Genomic DNA, 20706 nt, shown 5'->3' with positions numbered 1-20706 from the left:
CAAAGAGGTGGCTGTTTTCGATTATGACTAGCAATGTTATACCAGATAGCAGATCACTGTTTTTTCAAAGTATAGTGTGTAGCCAAATCACCAGTGATCCTATTACCCTCACGGTCAAGACGGAATAGCTGATTTTCACCGACAAAATATTGAATAGCGTTATCTGAGACACCAGGTATTGCAATAGTATTGCCCTCCGCATTCCAGTTGAACGCTCCCTCATGCTCAAAGGTTGCGTTCTCTTTCCCCAAGTACATCTCCGTTAGGGTATATGTGCCATCTTTGTTTACCACTAGCTCAGTCTTAATCCCTTCGCAATCAGCACAAGGTAAAATTCCGGTATAAGTACCGTACCAATCCAGTGCATTACGGGCATTGTGCGCGGTATCGATCGTCGCAAGATCATTCTCATCGATACCCTCCTGATTAACGGGTGTCGTTACCGCAACGGCCGCATTAGTGCTTTCTTCAACCACTGTCGTTGTCGCTTCATTTTGAGCAGATGCCGCACTCGGCGTAGATTGTTGATCACAACCTGCCAATGCAAAGCCAGCAAGGATCAGGGCAAGTACAGTTTTTTTCATTGTGGTTCCTTTGCTATCTCACTGAATATGGAGTGATTGTACGCTTGTCATGACCAGTACACGGTCATTTTCACGTCAAATATTGGTCAGCAATTAGTAAAAATCACTCTAACGTCAATGTTAGCGGATAGAAGCAGGTAATATGCTAATAAAAGCACCGCATTAAAAATCGAATGGTATCTGATTAAAAAATCAGCAGATCGATAAATTGTATGATAATTAATTGTTATATCTTCAAACACCGCGAAAACATTTACAAATAAATCTATTTACAAGGCGGAATTTAAAGGTTAATGTTCGCTGGTCTGCTACTCAGACCTATCAATGATTTTCGAAGAAAATGCCTCACTTCTCGCCAAAGTAAGTAACACTCCCAGAAGATTATCACTATCGAAATTTCCACTGCCTGCGCAACGTTGCAAGTGTTCAGCAGTGATGAGTCAGCGAGTTAGGTGAGCTCCTGACGACGTATAGGAAAGGTCAATGAGTACCCCTCAAGCTGATATCTTAAAGCCAGGGGACAAGACAGTTGCTGTTACAGTATGTACAGCTCAATTGTATCTTTACTCAAATTGATAACCACAAACTCAACGCAAGCGGAGTTCCCTATCTTTCGAAGCAGGGAGCGTTCCCAGAATGCAGAGTTTGGGTCTAAGGAAAAAAATATGACATCACAAACTGGTATTATTCGCAGCTTTAACCCTCACAGCAAAACGGGCCAGATCACTTGCGATCTCGGCGGCGACATTTGTTTTACGGCCGCTAATATTGCGACCCAAGGTCAACCAGCTTCAGGCAGTCTCGTTGAATTCATCATGGATGATTCAAGCAATAAACTGCAAGCAATCAAAATCCGCTTCATCTAACGATGAAGTGAAGTAATGGCAAGGTATACCCACCTTGCCATCTATCTTCACCACCATTGCACAACCACTGCCCCCGATTCTAATACGCTGCAACTCCCCGCTTTCAACAGTTCATCTTCTCACAAATGCTCAAAACCTCCTTTTATCTCGCTTAACCCAAAACATCAAAATAATGCAAATAAAAACCACAAAATGCCCACATTTTGACCCAAGCTGCTTATTTTTTTATGGTTTTGGAACTTTTTTAGTAAAGAGCGTGTCTCTCTGTGGCACACTGTCATTACAGTAATGGCTATATGCTTAAGCATAAAAAATAGTCATTAGATGAATAAGCGGGTATGGCAATGTAATATTTTTAGCCATATCAAAGACAAAGAACCTTTTCAGCAAATAAAAAACAACGAGTTCTTTTTTATGTCTACACAAACATCGACACGTTCTCGGAAATGGATGTCGAACAAAATTCTCGGTATTGCGGGGCTTTCACTAATAGTGGTTGCCGCGATCCTGACACAGAGCAGCCAATCTGACCGGACGATACCCTTACATCTGGCGATAGATTCCACGCCTTGGTCACCCAACGCGGCGGAACACACTGATGTTAACCCACCTCGCTTTGCCTATACGATTCAGCCTGGAGATACTCTTAGCCAAATTTTCGACCGTCTGAACATTCCACAGAGCAACTTACAACAGCTCATGGAAGCGGATCTTAACCATCTTAAAATTGATACCCTTCAACCGGGTAACAAATTACAGTTTTGGGTCGATGGCGCGAACAATCAACTTGAAAGGCTGGAACTTGAATTTAACGCCTCGCAAAAAGTGGCTTACCAGCGCGTTGGCGACGGATTTGAGCTCGAAGAAATATCTATCCCTGGTGACTGGAAGGATCTCGTGGCGATGGGAGCCATTCACGGTAGCTTCTCGGTTTCTGCACAAAAAGCAGGGCTGAATGCCACAGAAATTTACGAAATTACCAGTCTATTAAAAGACAAGGTCAATTTTGCTCGAGACATTCGTGCTGGCGATAAATTTGAAATTGTGGTTTCCCGCCAATCCGTTGATGGCACCCCAACCGGTGAGCATGAACTACGTGCGATCCGTATCCATAACCGTGGTACCACTACCTCGGCATATGTGCACAGTGATGGCAACTTTTACGATGCTCATGGTGAAAGCCTGCAACGTGCATTTTTGCGCTACCCCTATGCGGCTGGTAAACATTTTCGGGTAAGTTCCCAATTTAACCCTAAGCGTCGCCACCCTGTAACAGGGCGCATTGCCCCACATAATGGGGTGGATTTTGCCGCACCTACGGGTACCCCGGTTCTCGCAACCGGTGATGGCGTGGTGATACAGACGGTTAACCATCCCTATGCAGGGAAGTATATCGTTATTCAGCACGGTACTAACTACCGTACTCGCTATCTGCACAACAGCCGCATTTTGGTGAAGAAAGGTCAGAAAGTCACGCGCGGCCAGCGTATTGCACTGGCAGGAAGCACAGGTCGAGTAACCGGTCCTCATATTCATTATGAATTTCTGATCAGAAACCGGGCAGTGAACCCGCTAACGGCAAAAATTCCGATGGCCTCATCGGTACCAAGCAAGGAAAAAGCGGAGTTTGAAGATACGGTAGTAATGTACAACCAGATGATGGACGGTAAACCTCTTAGCTTGCTAAGTAAGGTTAAAAACAACAGTATAGAGTCCGAGTCAACACTGTAAGCACTCTTTACAAAGACATCATTCCACATATGCAACAAAGAAAAGGGAAGCCATTTGGCTTCCCTTTTAATTATCAATTATCTGGGTATATATCAACCCGCCGATTATCTTTCCGTCCTGCTGCAGTCGCATTACTACTTATTGGCATTAACTCTCCACGGCTTATTACTGATAACTGTGTTTTATCGACCCCCTCATCCAAAAGATAATCACGAGATTGCTTTGCACGCATTAAACCCAGCGAGTAGTTATACGGTTTACTGCCAATGCTGTCTGTATTACCTTCAATACGGACAAGTTGCTCACTTGCGGATAATTGATGACCAACTCGATCTAGTATGTCACGAGACATTGGAGTCAATGTTGAACGGTCAAAGTCAAAATAGATACGAGCTAACAATGAACCTGTGCCGTCAACATTACGTTGCACTGACAATAACTGTTTACCATCAAGATATTCTAAACAATTATCAGGTAATCCCATTTGCTGCGCGAGCATCAATAATCGCGCTTTTAGACCTGGATCATTTGCTGTTTTTGTCACCATCATAAAGCCATAGTGATGGAAGCCAATACCAGTAACATCACCTATAGAAACACTATGTTTAACGGAATAGGATGGCGTATTACAATAATTCACGATCCCTTGATTAATATCTTGTCCGGCTATTACCATAAAAGGAAATAAAACGAAAATACTTGCGATTATTTTCATCATTACAACATCACCCATATAATCTAGTCGTTCCATTCGACTGAGAACCCTTTTTGATCAACTCTTCAATTTTATCAATGAGATCTTCAACCCTATCAACATCAATGATGTCTTCTTCCGGATTTAGGACACATCCTTGAAATCCACTTTGATCACTGGCATTAAAATTAATCCCAATGACACCTATATACAACGCCGTCTCACTATCACTAAATTCCTCACGGAGCCTATCACACATACCTGCGTCAACGAGATTAGATAGTATTGAACCATACGGAGATTCTTGACCATCACTCATAACAAGTAGCATTTTCAATCGCGCATTGTAGGCATCAATCTCGTCCTGATCATTACTTGTCTGTTGCCCTGCTGCCAAAACCTGCGCCCCTCGCAGTATACCTTGATAACTCGACGTCCCTCCATAAGCACCCATATTGGCAATGCCATCAATGATGGTGTCAGAATTAGTTGTAAGATTAATCGTTGAAAATGCATTATTGCCTGATGTACAAATATAACGAGAGTACAGATTATTCGCTGACCGGTTGTAATGAAACTCTTTGGAATCAACTTTATTGTTGAACATGTCATTTACTGTATTACTATAATCGATATAACTTGGATGATCGAGTAAATAATTACTGTAATACATTTGCATCACATCATTAATTCTCCGAGCCTCCTGCTGCCGATACCGTCGCTCGGTATAATTACGACCTGGGCAATAATTATAATTCACTCGGCAATAATAGAGTGATGTTGAATTGTATGTAGACCAAAATGACCAATCGACACTTTCATAATCTAGATTACTCACATGACTATTATGATTGTTATAGCGTAATTGACTGTTACATATCAGTGTATTATCTATTTCATCTTGAACTCGTAAATTATAAGGTACAAACGCCATTCTATTTTTAACTTCATTGTCATCATCCCCTTCAATAAGAAACTTTTCAGATATTTTTGTGATAGCATCTTTTAACCAATAAAGCTGAGAATGCCCCTGCCACTGTGAATTCATTGAACCCGAAAAATCAGAAACAAAGACAATATCTATCGACTTACCTCCTAGATACTCAGGATACCGTTTAGCAATCGAACGACCAACGATATCCTCGGTATGATCAAAAGATGGAATGAGTGTATTACTAAACCATGATTCATGCGTCGTGGTAGCATCAACCGTATATTGTACATACTCCAAAATATTCTCATCCGGATCTGCTTCGATGTACTGTCTCTGCACATCCACTTGCACTTGCTCAATATCACGGACATAGGCACGAACATAGTCTTCGGCCATTACATTTGCCTTACCTTCAAGAGGACTATCTTCCATAGTCACAGCCAAGACTGCAGCCTCGGAGGCATCTTCTAATCGACTACGCTCTTGTACATAACGAGTCCCTTCTACTGCCCAGAATGTAAACCCCATCACTGGTACCAATGTCATTACCATCCAAATAGCAGCAACACCCTGTTCATATCGAATGGCGGTCACCGATGGTATTTTCATCATAATCAACGTCCTGCAATCACTGAGCTAGAGATTATTGTTACGGTTTCATTTTGGCCTCGCATAAAAGGGAGAAACCAACTATCGTGCTTTGCACATATAGATACCTGATATAATGGGTAGGACTTTGTATTTTCAACTGGAATTAAATGTCGTTGATCATAAATAGAACGGCTAGGTTGACATGCTAAATCTTCAAATTCTTGACTAATGAAACTAGGCTGCTCAATATTATTGATTATTGATTCGAGCTTAATAGCCACATCATCTTGCGATATATTTAACATTCTTGCTGCGAGAATTTTCATATCAATATTATCATTCTCATTTATTTCATGACGAGCTACTAATTCTCCTCCAATATAGTCAGAATAATACCGAGTTCTTTCCTTTAGTATATTGACCAATGCAAAACTTGTCCTATCAAGTTGAGCTCGGATAAGTAATTTATGGCTTAAGTCAGATGCAAATAAAAAAATCGCACATAGCGCAAATAAAACGAATGCCAATTCAACTGCAAAAACACCATGCTGATGATATGATTTATTCATTTTCACCCCATCCTTCATGCTCTAAATTTAACAACATTGTTCGGGTAATATCTGCATTATCTCTAGGGATAATTGTAATCATCGGGGCGTAATTATATGTCAATGTTACTTCGGCTAATACATACTCAGGGGATTGTACATCGCTATTCTCACCAATATCATTGACTAAATTTTCATATGATTTAAAAAAACGCGATGATAGCTCAAACTTATCATCTTCAATCAAAAAATGCCAAAGTGCTCCTTCGCGTTCTAAGGTCTCCCTAAAACGCGCATCATAGAGATCATGTGTATTCATCCCTTCATATATCTTTGTTCTACGTATTGTTTCTCTTAATGCAAATTCAGTGACATTAACAACGTAAATATTGTAACAAATTTCAAATATGGCAAAGGTTGATATCATTAAAACCAACCCACCCAGAGATAGCTCTACAGTCGTTGTTCCCCTCTGCTCATTGATGTTCATGAACGATCCCCAGTCATATTCTGGTTTTTATCTGCATTCTGTACTTGCTTCATATTTCGCACTTGGTGCAATAAAACATTCAACTGTCTCTCTGTATAGATCCCTTTTAATGTTTCTGTCGCTTGCTTTTCATTCCCAATTTTTATCAGTGCAATTGCCAAATTAACTCTAAGTGCTTGATTGTTAATAGCTTTATCATAAACAGGTAACAGTAAATCGACCACTTTCTGATATTGTCCTTGAATAAGAAAGATCACCGCCAAATTGTTTTTAATAACAATATCATCATACCCCTTTAAACGAGCATGATTAAACTGTGATTCCGCTTTCTGGTAGTGACCAAGCTTACTCAGAGTAACGCCTTTATTAACATGAAGCTCAGCAGATGTATTACCCAACGACTCAGATTCTTCAAATGCAGATAAAGCTTTATGATGATCGCCACGACCATCATATATTTTTCCAGATAACGCTAGCAATGCCTTATTGGGTTTGACTTTGCTCTGTAAGTGATCGACATAAAATGAGGCTGATTCAAAATCACCTGACTTATAATATACCTCGGCTAATTTTTGTAATGTTCCAGGATCATCAGGACGCATTTTTAACACTTCTTTATAAAAGAAAATCATACCTTGATAATTATTAACACGAGCCATTTCAGCGATAGGATCATTGTCTGTTTTAAATTGTTGAGCACAACCAGATAGTATAATAAATACTGCCGCCTGAATACTTAATAATATATTTTTCATATAACTACCTAATACTTACCGACATCTGCATGATGCCAGGTGCCAATATTAAAATAACGATTGGAAACATAATAAATAAAATTAGAGGTATACTCATTTTTGCTGATAATTTTCCAATTTTTTCTTCAACACTAAGTACTTGTATTTTTCTCATATCTTCTGCAGAATCACTCAAAACCTTGGCTATAGATGTACCATATTGTAGATTTTGAATAAGAGTTAACGTAAAACTACGCACTTCTGGCGTTGGTAATCGAGCAGCAAAATCATTGAGAGCTTTTTCAAGGCCGTGAATATTCGATATATCAGATGTTTTCCTAATTTGAAAACACAAATCCTTATCAAAAGCCTCTAGTTCAGCACCTAAGTAATTCAATGCTGACTCGATAGTCATACCCGTTTGAATACAAACAGACATCATATCTAGCATGTAAGGTAATTTACTCGATGTCTTTTTGATTAATGCTATTTTTTTGGCTGCCAAGAGCATGTCTGGCACAATTAATATTGATATAAATCCTAATATATTGATTATTATTTTATTTGTATCACTTAATTGGCTTAGGTATATTGCCAAACATAGAATGATTACAGATGATATTTTTAACGGAAAATAATATTTTGCAACATTTGTATTATAGACACCTGCATCAATAAGTTTCTTTTCAATATCTTGCCTATGTTCCTTCCCAAACTTAACCAATATTTCATTAAATTTAAGAAATTTAGTGTTTTTTTCTTGAGTAAGATAATGATTTATATTCGATTTAATAATCTTACTCTGATAATAATACATTAATCCTACCACTATAACAGCACCAATCAATAACAAAGAAAATAAAATCATTATTTCACTCCTTTGACTAACCACCAAACAATACCAAGCCCTAATGCTTCACTGCCAAGAACATAATATAATATCTTTCTTCCTTCTTGATCGGTAAGAATAAAATCAATATTATCTGGATTAATGTAATTAAGTAAAAACATAAAAATGATAGGTATGAGAGCAACAATTTTTGCTGATATTCTTGCTTCTGATGTCATGGCCATTTTTTTCTTTTCAAGTGTTCTTGCATCAACAAGCACACGAATTAATCGAGCTAAAACATTCTTTAATTGCCCACCGCGTGCAATATTGGCTCGTATAGTGACAGCAAAAAATAAAAAAGCAGGATAAGGATAATGCTTACAAGCCCGTTGAAATACAACTTCAGGACTTTCACCCAATTTAAGCCTTTCTCCCATCAATTTAAATTCTCGGCCAATAGGGTTCTCTAAGCACTCACCTACATAACTGATTGCTTGCATTAAACTATCTCCCGCAGTAACCGCACTCATCAATATATTTAATGCATCTGGAAATGTCTGTTCAAAATCACTTTGACGTTTATTTACCAACCAACTCCAACCAACCCAGCAAGATATGATAGGGAAGATAAATGTCAGCCACTGATAATCTAAACGAAGGAGTTGATTGTTTACGTACCATCCTCCACTGATCACAACAAAGAGAAAGACTACAATAATTGGGGTTGCTCGATCACCTAATAACGCCAAAATAGGTGACATATAGTCTTTTACTTTCTGAAAATGAGTACGTCGATTAAAAATAGTAACATCAATTGCCTGTCGCTCATTTTTGAATTCATCTGAAGCTGTATATTCAAAGAATACACGTTTATTGTTATCATTTTTCTTCACTATTAAAATGATAACAATACCAAACAGGATAAATGACAATGATAATATCATCTGTCTATCTCCTAAATGCGCCCATCAGCTCATCATATAAGCCATAAAACTGAGCTTTTTTGACAATCTCTGAGCGTTGCATTAACCCCTGAGTAACAAAGTCCCCTTCAACTTTGGCATCAACTGCTGATTCTTTCTGTTGAAAACGAAATATTTCTTCCATGACCACATTTTCGCCTTCAAGACCAATAACTTCGGAGAGGCTGGTTACCTTACGGGAACCATCACGTAATCGGTTTACCTGAACCACAAGGTGCACCGCACTGATGATCGTCCTGCGTATCGCATCAAGCGGCTGATTTAAGTTGGCCATCATCACCATTGATTCTACGCGTGATATCGCATCTCTTGGTGAATTTGCATGCAATGTAGACATTGATCCATCGTGGCCAGTATTCATAGCCTGTAACATCTCGAAAGCTTCTGAGCCTCGACACTCACCTAAAATTATTCTATCTGGTCGCATTCGAAGGGCATTAATAACGAGATCTCGTTGGTTAACCTCTCCGGTATTTTCAATACTTACGGTACGGGTTTCGAGTCTGACAACATGAGGTTGTTGTAACCTGAGTTCTGCGGCGTCCTCTATCGTGAGGATCCGTTCATCCTCTTCAATATACTGAGAGAGAGCATTAAGCAATGTTGTTTTTCCTGAGCCTGTTCCCCCCGAAATTAAAATATTCAGACGGCAGCGAGATGCAATCATTAAAACCCGTGCCATCTCCGGAGATAAAGCGCTGAATCCGACAAGCTCTTCCAGACCTATTTTCTGTTCACGAAACTTACGTATTGAGATAACTGTGCCATCTAACGCGATGGGAGGAATAACGATATTGACCCGGCTACCATCCTCCAAACGAGCATCCACCGTTGGCGATGATTCATCAACCCGTCGTCCGACACGTGACGCGATTCGCTTCGCGACTTCTAACAGCTGTGCTTCGTTTACAAACGTAATTTCAGAACGTTTCAGTTTCCCTTCTCGCTCAAAATAAATAACATCTGGTCCGTTAACCATGATATCCGTAATTGATTGATCATCGACAAGCGGTTGCAGCGGCCCTAACCCCAGCAATTCATCAATCAAATTTTTAACTAATCCATCTCGCATCGTCGTTGTAATTGGCCGGCCAGCGCTACGGATCAAAATTTCAACCGCATTAAAAATCTGCTTTTCCAGCTCTTCTCTGCTCATTTCCTTAACTGCTTCTGCATCTAAAGCATCAAAGATTTGCTGACGAAAATCGATATAAAGTGATTTAATTGAACTCATCGTTTAAATACCTTCTTCAGCCAATTAAGAGACGATTTACTTTCATTTGCCTTACCGTTGATTAATCGAGCAAGGCTATCAAAAACGGTCTCCATTGCTTTATCTTGTTGATAAGCCCGCTTGCCTTCAATAATGATTCGAGATAGTTGCTTATTAAAAGCCACATCAATGTCAATCGGAGCTTCGAGATACAGCTCAACTTCTTTTCGAGTTAAAGCAAATGCATTGGAAGGGCGATGGCAGTTAAGAACCGAAATGGTACGTACCATCTGTCCCTCAGACATATGTAAATTATTAATTTTTTCAATCAGATTTCTAGCATTACGCACAGAGGCCACCGATGGTTCAATAACGATGATGACAACGTCATTACGATCGACAAGTAACTGGGGATCGATTCGAAAACAAGTACTTCCAGAATAATCTTCAATGATAAAATTAGTATTTCGACTTAGACGTTTGCATAACGCTTGGCTTAACGACAGTATTTCGCTGTCTGATACGTCACCTTCCAACGCCAGTATACGCAAGTTTGCTTTAACGTCGGTTAAAAAAAGCATCGCACTTTCGTCATCCAATTCATTAACCGGAGAGGTCATGTCAGTCATGTTATATTTTTGAAATGATTTTATCCCCAACATGACATCAATATCACTATCAGTGTACTGATGATCAACCAATATCGTATCAGCACCTTGTGCCGATAATATTGCAGCTAGCTCAGCACAGATCAATGTGGTGCCAACTCCACCTTTTGATCCAACAACAGCCACACTCTTTGCTTTTCTCTGCTTACTGACACCAGAAAAGTTCTGCTGATTATTATTTACGTGTGTAATAAACTCTGTCAGCTCTTGCTTATTAACCGGCCATAGTACGTAATAGAATCCCATTTCTTTCAACGATCGTAATGTTGAAATCGCATCTTCTTTACCAATAATGATAACCCCTTTATGAGGTGGAACCTGACTGGCAAAATACCGAGCATCGTCAACGACATTTTTTGATTGGTTTAATTCAAGAACAACAACATCATTAAGGATATTACTGTCAATCTTTTGGGTATGAAGGGCTTCTTTTATAACTGTTGGCTCAATCCATCCTTCGAAAAGCGTGATTTCTTTGACTAAAGAAAGGCATTCAGCCGTCTGATAAATCAGTGTGCAACCTTTAGGGGCGTTTAATGACGATGACTGAGGACCAGCTCCTGTATTAATCGCTTTCACTAAATCAAACATACATTACTCCCCTATAAATCCTTGAGGGCTCGCAACTTGTTTCATTCGCATAGTTTCAACAAAACAACCGCGCCGTTTACCAACTATCTCTATCGTATCAGGCTCACAGATTTCTGTTCTCAGCTGATAAAATGAAACTTCTACTGTTAAATCAACACCACTTCTTGGCGTACTAACTGGACTATATTGCTCTGATGAAATGTTCAATAAACGTAATTTTTCTATCTGTTTCTGAGCAAGAATTTTCCCTCGTGGAGATCCATGGCGGTAGCTAACCGAAAAATAATGGTCGGCTTGGCGTGCGGTTTGGATAATATTATCGAGCTCTTTTTCTATCTCTTTACTACCTTGTTTAATAGTAAATAAATAAGTATGCGTTTCTGGATAAACCAGAGCTTCAGCACCTTTTTCATCGAACATTTTTTCTGCACAGCCCCCTATAGAAAACAATAATAGAGAACAAATACAAACTATGAAGAGTGTCCTCATTGGATAAACCCTCCCCTAGATAATAAATCAATACTTAATTCTTTCTCTGATTCAGAGCTACCAACTTGTGGAAAATTAAACCATCGTGATAATGTCGATGTTTTATTCATATACGGAAGTTGCACATCCTGTGGCGAAATAGGCCTGACAAGATTAACTGTCGCAACAATGAGCAACTCTGTTTTCTTTCGTTCAGTAACCGATTTCCGAAATGCCGCGCCTAATATAGGTAAATCACCTATCAATGGGATTTTTTGCATTTGCTCAAAATCCTGACTACTCATTAAGCCACCAAGGACAAAACTCTCACCATCGGCCAATTCTACCGTTGTCATAGCGCGGCGAGATGCTAACTGCGGCACCTCAATACCTGCCGCTTTAATATATTGTTCTACTTCACTGACTTCCGGAGCGAGTTGCATACGCACCTTTTCATCGCTCATTACCTTTGCGGTCAGATCAAGTTTGATTCCAAATTCTTTAAAACTAATATTGACACTATTGTTTGTTGAAACAATAACAGGGACTTCCCCTCCCACGAGGAAGCTGGCTGATTCTCCGGATAAAACCGTTAAATTTGGCTCCGCGAGTATTTCTGCCATGCTCTCATCCCCTAATGCGGTTATCAGCGTCGCTAGATCCGCCGCTTCAAACTGAGTAAAAGCAAATTGACCAATACTGCTTCCAATCGTCCCCCAATCAGTACCAATGGTTTTCGCAAACGACTCGGTTACTTGAGCGACGGAAATTTTTACATTAATTTGTTGAACGCTGGTAACAACTAAATTCTCTATAATGCCTTTCCAGACCGTATTACGCGCAAAAATCATACTTTCCGGCTCTTCTAACCCCGTATCCGCAAAGGCCAATTTATAAGATTTGTCATACCGTTCATGGCTGTCACGCTGTAGTAAATTAGCCACCATTCGATAAACATCATCACGCTGTTGTTCTGAAGATACCGTACCACTTACCGAAACTTGCTCACCAACTGATTCCAACTTGATATTAAAATCGGGATAATGAAGTTTAATTTGACGACGAATTTGAGTTAAGTCTATATCGACAATAATACGGTCAGAAAGTAAAACTTGCCCATCCATCCCATAGACAATTAACCTTGCTTGCCCTACTTTTTTTGCAAATACAACAATAGCCTGTTCATTAATAACTTGATAATCTGCCGTATCTGGGTCACTAATAAATATTTTGCTTACTGGCTGGCGTAAAGAAATATGTGATGCATCATTAATTGTAATATAACGATCAGCAGCAAAACTCAAGGTTGATGCCATACACATAATAATGAGTATTAATTTATAAATTATTCTCACCATTAGAGTATACCTCCAGCATGTTCTATATTCCCTGAACCGCGTAACTCTTCAACTCCAGAGTAATTCTCTATTACATCTCTAACTTCAGCATGAAGTGGCTTTTTATAAGCATGACTGCGGTAGATTTCAATATGCATTGTTCGTTGCGCAAGTGATAATCTGGCCAATTCTGAGGGAGAAACCTCAATAACGACAGTTATCATGGAATCTGATGCATTTTTTGAACGAGCTATAAAAAACTCATCATTATCATTTTTATCAGATTCTCCATTACCTATATCGATATTCATCACTTTAACTTTCTTAAGAAAGATAGATGCTTTAACACCGTGAAATTGATCTAAGATTTCTGATTGCGTAGCTAAATTAGCAACAGGAGAGCTCACAGCTAAAATATCAATATAGTCTCCAGGACTAATAAAATCATTTATGATATTTTTACTTGTCACTTGGAGTGGATAAAGTGTCATCCCTTCAGTGATCAATAGCGCAAGATAACCGGGTTGTGATTTACTGGTTTGTTGCTCCGGATAGACAAAATCACCCTTGGCTATTGAACTATTGAGCAGAGTTGAAGATTCAAAATCAAGTTTTACATCATCTTTAAACCCAAGCTCTATCGCATCTTCAAACACAATTTGCTCTCGATTTAACTGGCTGGTAGTGATCGGACTGCCTCTATTTAAGTCTTCCTTTGCTCGCCATAGCGTAATGTAGCGAACCGTTTTTTCTGGCACCATTTCAATAATAATAGGTGCCTCTTGATGAGGCTTTTTGGTGAACGCGTCATAAAGTCCGTATAAACCCGTAACAACGGCAATGAAAGCTATCAAAAAAATTATTTTCGAATTCATAGGCTTGCCTTTACAAGTGATGTGCAAGAATAGGAATATAGAACCCAATTGAAATAGCCACACCATAAGGTAAGCCGGGATCCTTCCCTGACAACGTTTTATTTGCTATTCGATATTTCACCCAATAAATTAGGGCTAGCATTCCACCAATTAAACATGTCAACCATAATGCTAATAATAAACTTGATAGTGGTATAGCAAGTGCTAATACCGTGGCCAACTTGCTGTCACCAGCGGCTATTACCTTCATAGCAACTAATATAATAGACAAACAAAGAACGATAATAGCACTATACCAACCATTTAATACATCATGTTGTCCATTTAATATGAATGTGATCCCCAATATAACAACAATAGCTATATTGGGAATGCGGCGAAAAGTAATATCACTAATTGATATTAGCGCTAAAAAACCGCCAAGCGCGAACATAATATACATTCGCAATAACACATTTATTCTGTGTCAGTTGCTGTAGACAATGCACTAGAAATACCATCAAATGCATCTTGTAGTTCGCCCAGCATGGTATTATCACCAGAGCTTAGAACGACCCCAAGCAATACTGCCATTGCTACACCAATTAAACCGTATTCAATCGCTGTCACTCCTTGCTCATCATTCTTATAGCTAGTCATGAAAGCGTGTGTCTTCGTATATAGTTTAGTGATCATAGTCATTCCTTTCTGCTAATAAATCAGTTACTGGAAATATGATCTTAGCCTAAAAAAATGCATGTGAACTCGTTTACATAGCAACTGATAGCCTAAAATAACTTCGCAACATTAATATTGAACATGATGAACGTCGATAGATTCAATAAATATTTTTTATTATCAATAAGATACGGGATCGAAAATTGAGAATATACACACAAAATTATTTTTTAACTTCATATATTGCATAATGTTATGTGATATTACTCACGTGCTAATGACGTCAACTTATTGCTACCACTTCATAGTTAGCGATCTTAATTCCAAGGTGCACTTCTGCATCATCTCCCACTTCCAGCCCAAGTAGTGCTTCTCCGAGCGGTGAGTTAGGCGTAACGACAACCACCTCTTGCCCTGCAAACGTCACTTTTATGCCGCCCGCTGAAGGACCAAAAAAGACAAACTTGGCATTGTCATTTTCATCAATCAAGTGAACAAGGCACCCTAGTAGTACCTGCTCACGGGTTGTCGGCATTGACTGTTTAAGTTTCTGATAGGCAGCCAAATCGGCCATGCATTCTGCCACTCGCTGAGACTGGCCATGAGCCAGATAAGCCGCTTCAAGAGCTAGAGTATCGTATTGATTTTCTGCCACATTCTCTTCATCAGTCGCCGTACTGTGCGCCCGATCAGCGGCTTCAAGCGCGCCTAGGTATACCTGATTAAGCTGCTCGATGAGCACATCAATCAGCTGTATTTTGTCGATTACTTTGTCTGTTGCTTGGTCTAATGAGTTCATGAGGGCAATAAGTGGTTGCAGTTAAAGCCGCTTATATTACCTGAAATCAGGCCATTATTTTAAACACAATATAAAAAAGCGCCGAGTTATTCACTCGGCGCGATTTTCATTGTTCGGCTTGGCTTGCAAGGTCAACCTTTAACGGCTGATTAGCAAACGCGACCACCACCAAATACAATATCGTGCTCATTATCAATGGTAGCTTGTGCGGCGAGCTTCAAGCCTTCAACAATGACGTCTAGCGCCATTGTCGGCTGCTCACCTGCCGACGACTGTTCCGGTAATAGCGGAATATGGATGAAGCCATGTCCGATGTTTTTATCGCGTAGGTAATGCTGTACACCATAAAAGAGGTGGTTACACACAAATGTACCCGCAGAGTTCGACACCTGACAAGGAATGCCTTTTTCCTGCAACGTACGGGTGATCGCCTTGATCGGCAAGGTGGTAAAATACGCATCAGGGCCGTCTTGCACAATTGCTTCATCAATTGGCTGATAACCACCGTTATCGGGAATACGGAAATCATCCACGTTAATGGCAACACGCTCTGGCGTGATTGCAGTGCGACCCGCAGCCTGGCCCACAGTGATCACAAAATCAGGCTGGTGTGTTTCAATCGCCGCAATCACGGCATCAATGGCTTCATAGCGTGTCACTGGCACATCACAGACCACGATTTCGCCATTATTCAGCGGGTAGCCCGCCAGTTGTTTTACCGCTTCAAGAGCCGGGTTAATTGACGCGCCGCCAAAAGGTTCAAAACCTGTAATTAGTACTTTTTTCATGAATGCTCTCAAAACGCAAAGGAATGCATAATAACAATGTGGGTCGCTAACATGACTAACCAAGAATAACCTTGCTCAATATCATCTGATGTTTATTACTCAGTTCAAGTCATACCACTGGCACAATATTGAACCACGTTTAAGTAATCTTAGGTATACTTGCCAGCTAAACTAACCATCAATTGAGTTACCTCGAAAATGATTACCCTTTCTACCAATGTTGGCGACATCGAAATCGAACTAGACATGGAACACGCACCTGTTACGTCTAAGAATTTCTTGCAGTACTGTCAGGATGGCTTTTATGAAGGCACTATTTTTCACCGTGTCATCAACGGCTTCATGATTCAAGGTGGTGGCCTAACCGCGGATATGAAAGAAAAAGAGACACGTGATTGCATTGTTAATGAAGCTAACCGTGGGCTTAAAAATGTCATTGGTTCTATTGCGATGGCGCGCACCGATGCACCACACTCCGCTACCGCACAATTTTTCATCAACCTGGATGATAACGATTTTCTTGATTACACCGCTACCACTAACGCAGGCTGGGGCTACGCGGTATTTGGCAAAGTGACTGCCGGTATGGATGTCGTTAAAAAAATCGCCAAAGTCAAAACGCGATCTAAATTCGGTCACGATGATGTACCTCGTGATGCGATCATTATTGAAAAAGTGACGATTAAGTAATACGACTGCGATAACCCAGTTTACAATCAGGCTGGGTTATCAGCTTATAACGTTCACGTTCATCACATGCCTTTGCCAATCATTTAATGTTGTTTTTTATATCAGAATCAAACTCCGCTCCGGATTTATACGTAAATCCTTTATTTTGATATTGATGTGACTTGGGTATAAACGTCGCGACTAAACAGCATAAGTAGACTTCACATATCAGTTTGAGAGAAAATACCCAACAAGAATATCCATGTCGAATAGGATTGACAGTGAGAACCATTATACTAATTTTCGTTGCCATCTATTCAGGCTGGAGCGTAGCACAAGAAATTCAAGTATGGAGTGGCATCGAATACTCCACGGTCGCCGAGATCAAGCACCGCTTTGAAGCAGAAACCCCCAACACCTTAGCGATCCGCGAGTTTGATGTGAACAACATACGTTCAGAATTATTACTCGCCAAGCAGACGGGTATCACGGTGCCTGATGTCATTTGGGTCCCTTCCGATTTCTTGGGGTTACACGACTATTTTGATTTAGCCGCTATACCCACATCTTGGATAAACAAACAAGAAATGGAAAAGAAAGCGCTTGAACTGGTGACGGTAGACGGCGCCATTTATGGTGTGCCGCTAGGACTAGGGAACCATCTTGTCTTATACGTCAATACAAAACTAACCAACAATGAACGCCCGACATGGGAAGCCCTTATCGCCACAGCAAAAAGTGGAAAAACAGAAGTGGCAATGCAACATCCCAATATGTACTTCTTAATGGCCTTCATTTCCATGTTCAGTGAACGCAATGAGCATGCGGTCACCGATATAGACATCGGCGCGCTTTCCACCGCATTGAAATTCTACGGCTCGCTAATCGATAATCATGTTGTCACAAAAAATGGGACGCAAGATGAAGCGCGGCAACAGTTTATTCAGGGTAAAGTGCCCTATTTAATTGATGGCGATTGGGCACTGAGCGAATTAAAACAACACTTTGGTTCTGAATTAAAAATTCATGCCCTGCCGACCTATAATAACCATCAAATGCACTCATTAAGTGGTGGAAAGGTCTTGGCTTTTACCACTGTGGCTATGTCAGACCCTGATAAAAAATTGGCATTACATACCTTAACCCGCATCGTTCAACAGCCAGCATTTATCAAAGATGTCATCATCAACCAAAATTTAATCTCAACTAATCGTACGGTTAACCGGCTGTCATATGATACGTCCACGAGCTATTACAGTGCCTTATACAAAGAGCTCAAACCTGCCTATGTGATGCCAAGTACTGTTGCGATGGCGGTCACATGGGAAGCCTTAATTCGCGGTTATAAACGCTATAGAGCAGGCATGCCAGCAGACATGTCCGCCGCCTTCGTGACGCAGTTTATCGAGAAGCACACTCAGCACATTAACAAACGTAGAACGAACAAATTATGATGAGTTTACGCAATATATTAACCTTTATTGTGCTACTCGGCTCTTTGCTGCCAGCCTATTGGATGGGCGCAAGCATGATTGAAAAACACCAAAATACGCTGCTGGTTGAAAAAGAAAGCAAGCTGGTTAACACCACAAAAAGCATTCGAAACACCATCGAGCATGAGCTGACCGTCATTGCAAATTTAACACGCTGGTACTCAAAAGACCGTTTGTTGGTACAAGGAATGGATAACATTCTCTATTCGAGTGTAATCCGGCCAAAAATTGAAACCTTTGAGAAGCTCGCAACCAACGTGAGTGCGACCTACATTCTCGATAAAGATTGGCAGCCAATGTATGAGAGCAATGGCTCTCTTTACCATCTTGAGATCAGTAAACTGCTCACACAGATACGTCACGCACAAAAGATATACGAAAAAGGCCAAACCTTCCATACCGCCTACTCCGACGAGCATCTCGTTCTGAAAGGTGGACAAAGCGGGATTGCGCTAGTCAGCCCATTATTGCCCTATACCCTATTACCCGGCTCCGACTATGAGCCTCAGGGTTACATTGTAGTCTTGGTCTCCTTCGATGCATTGGCACAGCTTTCAAAGCCGTTTCTGTACCAACAAGAGTCCGCTGAATTTCATTATGGAATAATGACCAAATTAGGATACAACGAGAATCGCTATCTCAGTTACGTAACGATCAATAATGATTGGTTCAACTCACCATTAAAACTTACCATTGTGCATCGCGTATCGGATGCTGAACGAAATAAAGAGCTCGCACAGTCGAAAGCGCAATTACTGCACATTATTATTGTGACACTGCTGGTCACGTTTGTTATTGCTTTGCTCATTAGCCGCTGGTTAACAAGGCCTATCCGAGAAATTGAACGGGTTGTCCGCAGCTTCCAGCGTCAAATTCGGCCAAATCTTGACCCTAAAAAATACCAATTCAGCGAATTTAAACAACTGGTCTCATTAATTGACTCACTCTGGCTAAAAATCGCCAAGCAAATGGACGAACTGGAAGATCGCAACAAAGCATTGAAAGGGGCAAATCAGCAAGTACAGGACACTAACATTCAGTTGGCTGATTTTAACCAACGCCTGGAGCATACCGTTGCTGAGCAAACCGCAGAACTGAGAGCCTCGCTAACGCGAGAGGAACAATATCAGGTGAAGTTGATGACCTTGATTAATTTCTCCGCAGCCCATGCGGGCATCGGTTACCACGCAATTCCAGAAATGATTAATGCGGGATTAAGCAAATTATTGCCACGCTATGACATCAAATTCAGCTTTTCAAAGCCAGCCGGGCAACATGTAAAAACCATGCTCTCTTCAAATGGCGATGAACTTGGTTATGTGGATTTTGGCGATAAAACATTATCTGATGATGATACTATTTTATTTGAACTGTTTAATAAGCAGCTTTACGCCTGGCTCGAATTAGAAGATTTTGCCCGCAGAGATAAACTATCAGCTTGCTTTAATCGTAAAGCATTTGATGATGATTTTGAGTACGCAAGAGAAGCTATCGCAAAAGACCTTTGGACATCAATGTCTATCCTCATTGTGGATATTAACGGATTAAAAAATCTGAATGACACCTATGGGCATGACCGTGGTGATGCGTTAATCAAAACATGTTCGGCACTGATCCACTCCGCCCTTGATGCTCAACAAACCCTTTACCGTATTGGGGGTGATGAATTTGCCATTATAGCTAAAGAATGTTGTACCACTGAACTTAACACCATTATTTCTAAATTAGATGCCGTGCAAAAAGATCGATGGATAGAGCTAAGCGAGAATAATCCGTATCCGGTCCAGTTCTCGGTAGGGGGTGCCTCCAGTGAAACTGAATCGCTCAAAAATCTCATTTCGATTGCAGATAAAGATATGTACCGCAAGAAACGTGAGTATTACGACTCAGGTAGTGGTAAGCAAAACTGAACCAATCATGCTAATGGCACTTTGATGCTTATTCGTTATACAACATAAAGGGCAAGTCGTTATTGGCTTGTCCTTTTATTGGATAATTCACAGCCCACTATTATTTTTTTCGGTGTTAAATCACAACAACCATTCGTCACGCCCGTCTATATGACCATTACCGCCATTACCAAAAAACAACCCAACAAACACTAAATAAACATATTATTACCTATTGGTGACAATTGAGTTTTTCATTTAAATTCAATTAC

The 20706-nt window shown here is 40.3% G+C and carries 22 protein-coding genes; 5 read left to right on the top strand and 17 right to left on the bottom strand.

Features of this window, described 5'->3' with window-relative positions:
• Positions 1-53: 53 nt before the first annotated feature.
• Positions 54-584 (bottom strand): copper resistance protein NlpE, encoded by a 531-nt coding sequence (locus L4D12_RS06925; protein ID WP_428447089.1) that lies wholly within the window; start codon positions 582-584, stop codon positions 54-56.
• Positions 585-1249: 665 nt separating this feature from the next.
• On the opposite strand from L4D12_RS06925, the gene L4D12_RS06920 reads away from it, so the two are divergent.
• Both L4D12_RS06920 and mepM read left to right on the top strand, forming a co-directional pair.
• Positions 1250-1450: a hypothetical protein gene (locus L4D12_RS06920; RefSeq protein ID WP_428447088.1), complete on the top strand. Its 201-nt coding sequence runs from the start codon at positions 1250-1252 to the stop codon at positions 1448-1450.
• A gap of 414 nt (positions 1451-1864) precedes the next feature.
• Positions 1865-3181: a murein DD-endopeptidase MepM gene (mepM, locus tag L4D12_RS06915; RefSeq protein WP_428447087.1), complete on the top strand. Its 1317-nt coding sequence runs from the start codon at positions 1865-1867 to the stop codon at positions 3179-3181.
• A 73-nt stretch (positions 3182-3254) separates the two neighbouring features.
• Here the strand turns inward: mepM and L4D12_RS06910 are convergent, their stop codons facing one another.
• The 16 genes from L4D12_RS06910 to pcp form a co-directional block, all read right to left on the bottom strand.
• On the bottom strand, positions 3255-3899 hold the full coding sequence (locus L4D12_RS06910; protein WP_428447086.1) for an OmpA family protein: 645 nt from the start codon (positions 3897-3899) through the stop codon (positions 3255-3257).
• A gap of 7 nt (positions 3900-3906) precedes the next feature.
• Positions 3907-5421 carry a TadE/TadG family type IV pilus assembly protein gene (locus L4D12_RS06905; protein ID WP_428447085.1) on the bottom strand — a complete coding sequence of 505 codons (1515 nt, stop codon included), beginning with the start codon at positions 5419-5421 and terminating at the stop codon, positions 3907-3909.
• A 2-nt stretch (positions 5422-5423) separates the two neighbouring features.
• A complete protein-coding gene (gene tadF / locus L4D12_RS06900) occupies positions 5424-5969 on the bottom strand; it encodes a tight adherence pilus pseudopilin TadF (RefSeq protein ID WP_428447084.1) in 546 nt (181 codons plus the stop codon).
• Positions 5962-6438 carry a TadE family protein gene (locus tag L4D12_RS06895; protein WP_428447083.1) on the bottom strand — a complete coding sequence of 159 codons (477 nt, stop codon included), beginning with the start codon at positions 6436-6438 and terminating at the stop codon, positions 5962-5964. The genes tadF and L4D12_RS06895 overlap by 8 nt, the downstream gene beginning before the upstream one ends.
• Positions 6435-7193 (bottom strand): tetratricopeptide repeat protein, encoded by a 759-nt coding sequence (locus tag L4D12_RS06890; RefSeq protein WP_428447082.1) that lies wholly within the window; start codon positions 7191-7193, stop codon positions 6435-6437. The genes L4D12_RS06895 and L4D12_RS06890 overlap by 4 nt, the downstream gene beginning before the upstream one ends.
• 4 nt (positions 7194-7197) lie before the next feature.
• Positions 7198-8040 (bottom strand): type II secretion system F family protein, encoded by an 843-nt coding sequence (locus L4D12_RS06885; RefSeq protein WP_428447081.1) that lies wholly within the window; start codon positions 8038-8040, stop codon positions 7198-7200.
• Positions 8040-8948: a type II secretion system F family protein gene (locus tag L4D12_RS06880; protein WP_428447080.1), complete on the bottom strand. Its 909-nt coding sequence runs from the start codon at positions 8946-8948 to the stop codon at positions 8040-8042. The genes L4D12_RS06885 and L4D12_RS06880 overlap by 1 nt, the downstream gene beginning before the upstream one ends.
• Before the next feature lie 4 nt (positions 8949-8952).
• Positions 8953-10221 carry a TadA family conjugal transfer-associated ATPase gene (locus L4D12_RS06875; RefSeq protein ID WP_428447079.1) on the bottom strand — a complete coding sequence of 423 codons (1269 nt, stop codon included), beginning with the start codon at positions 10219-10221 and terminating at the stop codon, positions 8953-8955.
• A complete protein-coding gene (locus L4D12_RS06870) occupies positions 10218-11447 on the bottom strand; it encodes a CpaE/TadZ family protein (protein ID WP_428447078.1) in 1230 nt (409 codons plus the stop codon). Before L4D12_RS06870 ends, L4D12_RS06875 begins: the two co-directional genes overlap by 4 nt.
• 15 nt (positions 11448-11462) lie before the next feature.
• Positions 11463-11879: a hypothetical protein gene (locus L4D12_RS06865; RefSeq protein ID WP_428447077.1), complete on the bottom strand. Its 417-nt coding sequence runs from the start codon at positions 11877-11879 to the stop codon at positions 11463-11465.
• Positions 11880-11944: 65 nt separating this feature from the next.
• A complete protein-coding gene (locus L4D12_RS06860) occupies positions 11945-13285 on the bottom strand; it encodes a type II and III secretion system protein family protein (RefSeq protein ID WP_428447076.1) in 1341 nt (446 codons plus the stop codon).
• On the bottom strand, positions 13285-14139 hold the full coding sequence (gene cpaB / locus L4D12_RS06855; RefSeq protein ID WP_428447075.1) for a Flp pilus assembly protein CpaB: 855 nt from the start codon (positions 14137-14139) through the stop codon (positions 13285-13287). Before cpaB ends, L4D12_RS06860 begins: the two co-directional genes overlap by 1 nt.
• 10 nt (positions 14140-14149) lie before the next feature.
• Complete coding sequence (locus tag L4D12_RS06850) at positions 14150-14581, bottom strand: A24 family peptidase (RefSeq protein ID WP_428447074.1); 432 nt, start codon at positions 14579-14581, stop codon at positions 14150-14152.
• Positions 14582-14595: 14 nt separating this feature from the next.
• On the bottom strand, positions 14596-14814 hold the full coding sequence (locus L4D12_RS06845; RefSeq protein WP_428447073.1) for a Flp family type IVb pilin: 219 nt from the start codon (positions 14812-14814) through the stop codon (positions 14596-14598).
• Positions 14815-15079: 265 nt separating this feature from the next.
• Positions 15080-15595 (bottom strand): GreA/GreB family elongation factor, encoded by a 516-nt coding sequence (locus L4D12_RS06840; RefSeq protein WP_428447072.1) that lies wholly within the window; start codon positions 15593-15595, stop codon positions 15080-15082.
• A 149-nt stretch (positions 15596-15744) separates the two neighbouring features.
• Entirely contained in the window at positions 15745-16383 is a 639-nt protein-coding gene (gene pcp / locus L4D12_RS06835) for a pyroglutamyl-peptidase I (protein WP_428447071.1), read from the bottom strand.
• Positions 16384-16581: 198 nt separating this feature from the next.
• On the opposite strand from pcp, the gene L4D12_RS06830 reads away from it, so the two are divergent.
• The 3 genes from L4D12_RS06830 to L4D12_RS06820 all read left to right on the top strand — a co-directional run bounded on the left by L4D12_RS06830 (position 16582) and on the right by L4D12_RS06820 (position 20455).
• Positions 16582-17073: a peptidylprolyl isomerase gene (locus L4D12_RS06830; RefSeq protein ID WP_428447070.1), complete on the top strand. Its 492-nt coding sequence runs from the start codon at positions 16582-16584 to the stop codon at positions 17071-17073.
• 269 nt (positions 17074-17342) lie between these two features.
• Positions 17343-18506: a sugar ABC transporter substrate-binding protein gene (locus L4D12_RS06825; RefSeq protein WP_428447105.1), complete on the top strand. Its 1164-nt coding sequence runs from the start codon at positions 17343-17345 to the stop codon at positions 18504-18506.
• The gene (locus L4D12_RS06820) at positions 18503-20455 is read left to right on the top strand and encodes a diguanylate cyclase (RefSeq protein WP_428447069.1); all 1953 of its coding nucleotides are present in this window, start codon (positions 18503-18505) and stop codon (positions 20453-20455) included. The genes L4D12_RS06825 and L4D12_RS06820 overlap by 4 nt, the downstream gene beginning before the upstream one ends.
• Positions 20456-20706: the final 251 nt, after the last annotated feature.

The sequence above is a fragment of the Photobacterium nomapromontoriensis genome, from assembly GCF_050336815.1.
Classification (GTDB): Bacteria; Pseudomonadota; Gammaproteobacteria; order Enterobacterales; family Vibrionaceae; genus Photobacterium; species Photobacterium nomapromontoriensis.
Note: the sequence above shows the minus strand (reverse complement) of the source record. Positions and strands in the feature narration are given on the sequence as shown.

What these genes read in the sequence shown, in the direction of transcription:
- L4D12_RS06925 (WP_428447089.1), bottom strand. Translation starts at nt 584, where the DNA reads ATGAAAAAAACTGTACTTGCCCTGATCCTTGCTGGCTTTGCATTGGCA.
- L4D12_RS06920 (WP_428447088.1), top strand. Translation starts at nt 1,250, where the DNA reads ATGACATCACAAACTGGTATTATTCGCAGCTTTAACCCTCACAGCAAA.
- mepM (WP_428447087.1), top strand. Translation starts at nt 1,865, where the DNA reads ATGTCTACACAAACATCGACACGTTCTCGGAAATGGATGTCGAACAAA.
- L4D12_RS06910 (WP_428447086.1), bottom strand. Translation starts at nt 3,899, where the DNA reads ATGATGAAAATAATCGCAAGTATTTTCGTTTTATTTCCTTTTATGGTA.
- L4D12_RS06905 (WP_428447085.1), bottom strand. Translation starts at nt 5,421, where the DNA reads ATGATGAAAATACCATCGGTGACCGCCATTCGATATGAACAGGGTGTT.
- tadF (WP_428447084.1), bottom strand. Translation starts at nt 5,969, where the DNA reads ATGAATAAATCATATCATCAGCATGGTGTTTTTGCAGTTGAATTGGCA.
- L4D12_RS06895 (WP_428447083.1), bottom strand. Translation starts at nt 6,438, where the DNA reads ATGAACATCAATGAGCAGAGGGGAACAACGACTGTAGAGCTATCTCTG.
- L4D12_RS06890 (WP_428447082.1), bottom strand. Translation starts at nt 7,193, where the DNA reads ATGAAAAATATATTATTAAGTATTCAGGCGGCAGTATTTATTATACTA.
- L4D12_RS06885 (WP_428447081.1), bottom strand. Translation starts at nt 8,040, where the DNA reads ATGATTTTATTTTCTTTGTTATTGATTGGTGCTGTTATAGTGGTAGGA.
- L4D12_RS06880 (WP_428447080.1), bottom strand. Translation starts at nt 8,948, where the DNA reads ATGATATTATCATTGTCATTTATCCTGTTTGGTATTGTTATCATTTTA.
- L4D12_RS06875 (WP_428447079.1), bottom strand. Translation starts at nt 10,221, where the DNA reads ATGAGTTCAATTAAATCACTTTATATCGATTTTCGTCAGCAAATCTTT.
- L4D12_RS06865 (WP_428447077.1), bottom strand. Translation starts at nt 11,879, where the DNA reads ATGTTCGATGAAAAAGGTGCTGAAGCTCTGGTTTATCCAGAAACGCAT.
- L4D12_RS06860 (WP_428447076.1), bottom strand. Translation starts at nt 13,285, where the DNA reads ATGGTGAGAATAATTTATAAATTAATACTCATTATTATGTGTATGGCA.
- cpaB (WP_428447075.1), bottom strand. Translation starts at nt 14,139, where the DNA reads ATGAATTCGAAAATAATTTTTTTGATAGCTTTCATTGCCGTTGTTACG.
- L4D12_RS06850 (WP_428447074.1), bottom strand. Translation starts at nt 14,581, where the DNA reads ATGTATATTATGTTCGCGCTTGGCGGTTTTTTAGCGCTAATATCAATT.
- L4D12_RS06845 (WP_428447073.1), bottom strand. Translation starts at nt 14,814, where the DNA reads ATGATCACTAAACTATATACGAAGACACACGCTTTCATGACTAGCTAT.
- L4D12_RS06840 (WP_428447072.1), bottom strand. Translation starts at nt 15,595, where the DNA reads ATGAACTCATTAGACCAAGCAACAGACAAAGTAATCGACAAAATACAG.
- pcp (WP_428447071.1), bottom strand. Translation starts at nt 16,383, where the DNA reads ATGAAAAAAGTACTAATTACAGGTTTTGAACCTTTTGGCGGCGCGTCA.
- L4D12_RS06830 (WP_428447070.1), top strand. Translation starts at nt 16,582, where the DNA reads ATGATTACCCTTTCTACCAATGTTGGCGACATCGAAATCGAACTAGAC.
- L4D12_RS06820 (WP_428447069.1), top strand. Translation starts at nt 18,503, where the DNA reads ATGATGAGTTTACGCAATATATTAACCTTTATTGTGCTACTCGGCTCT.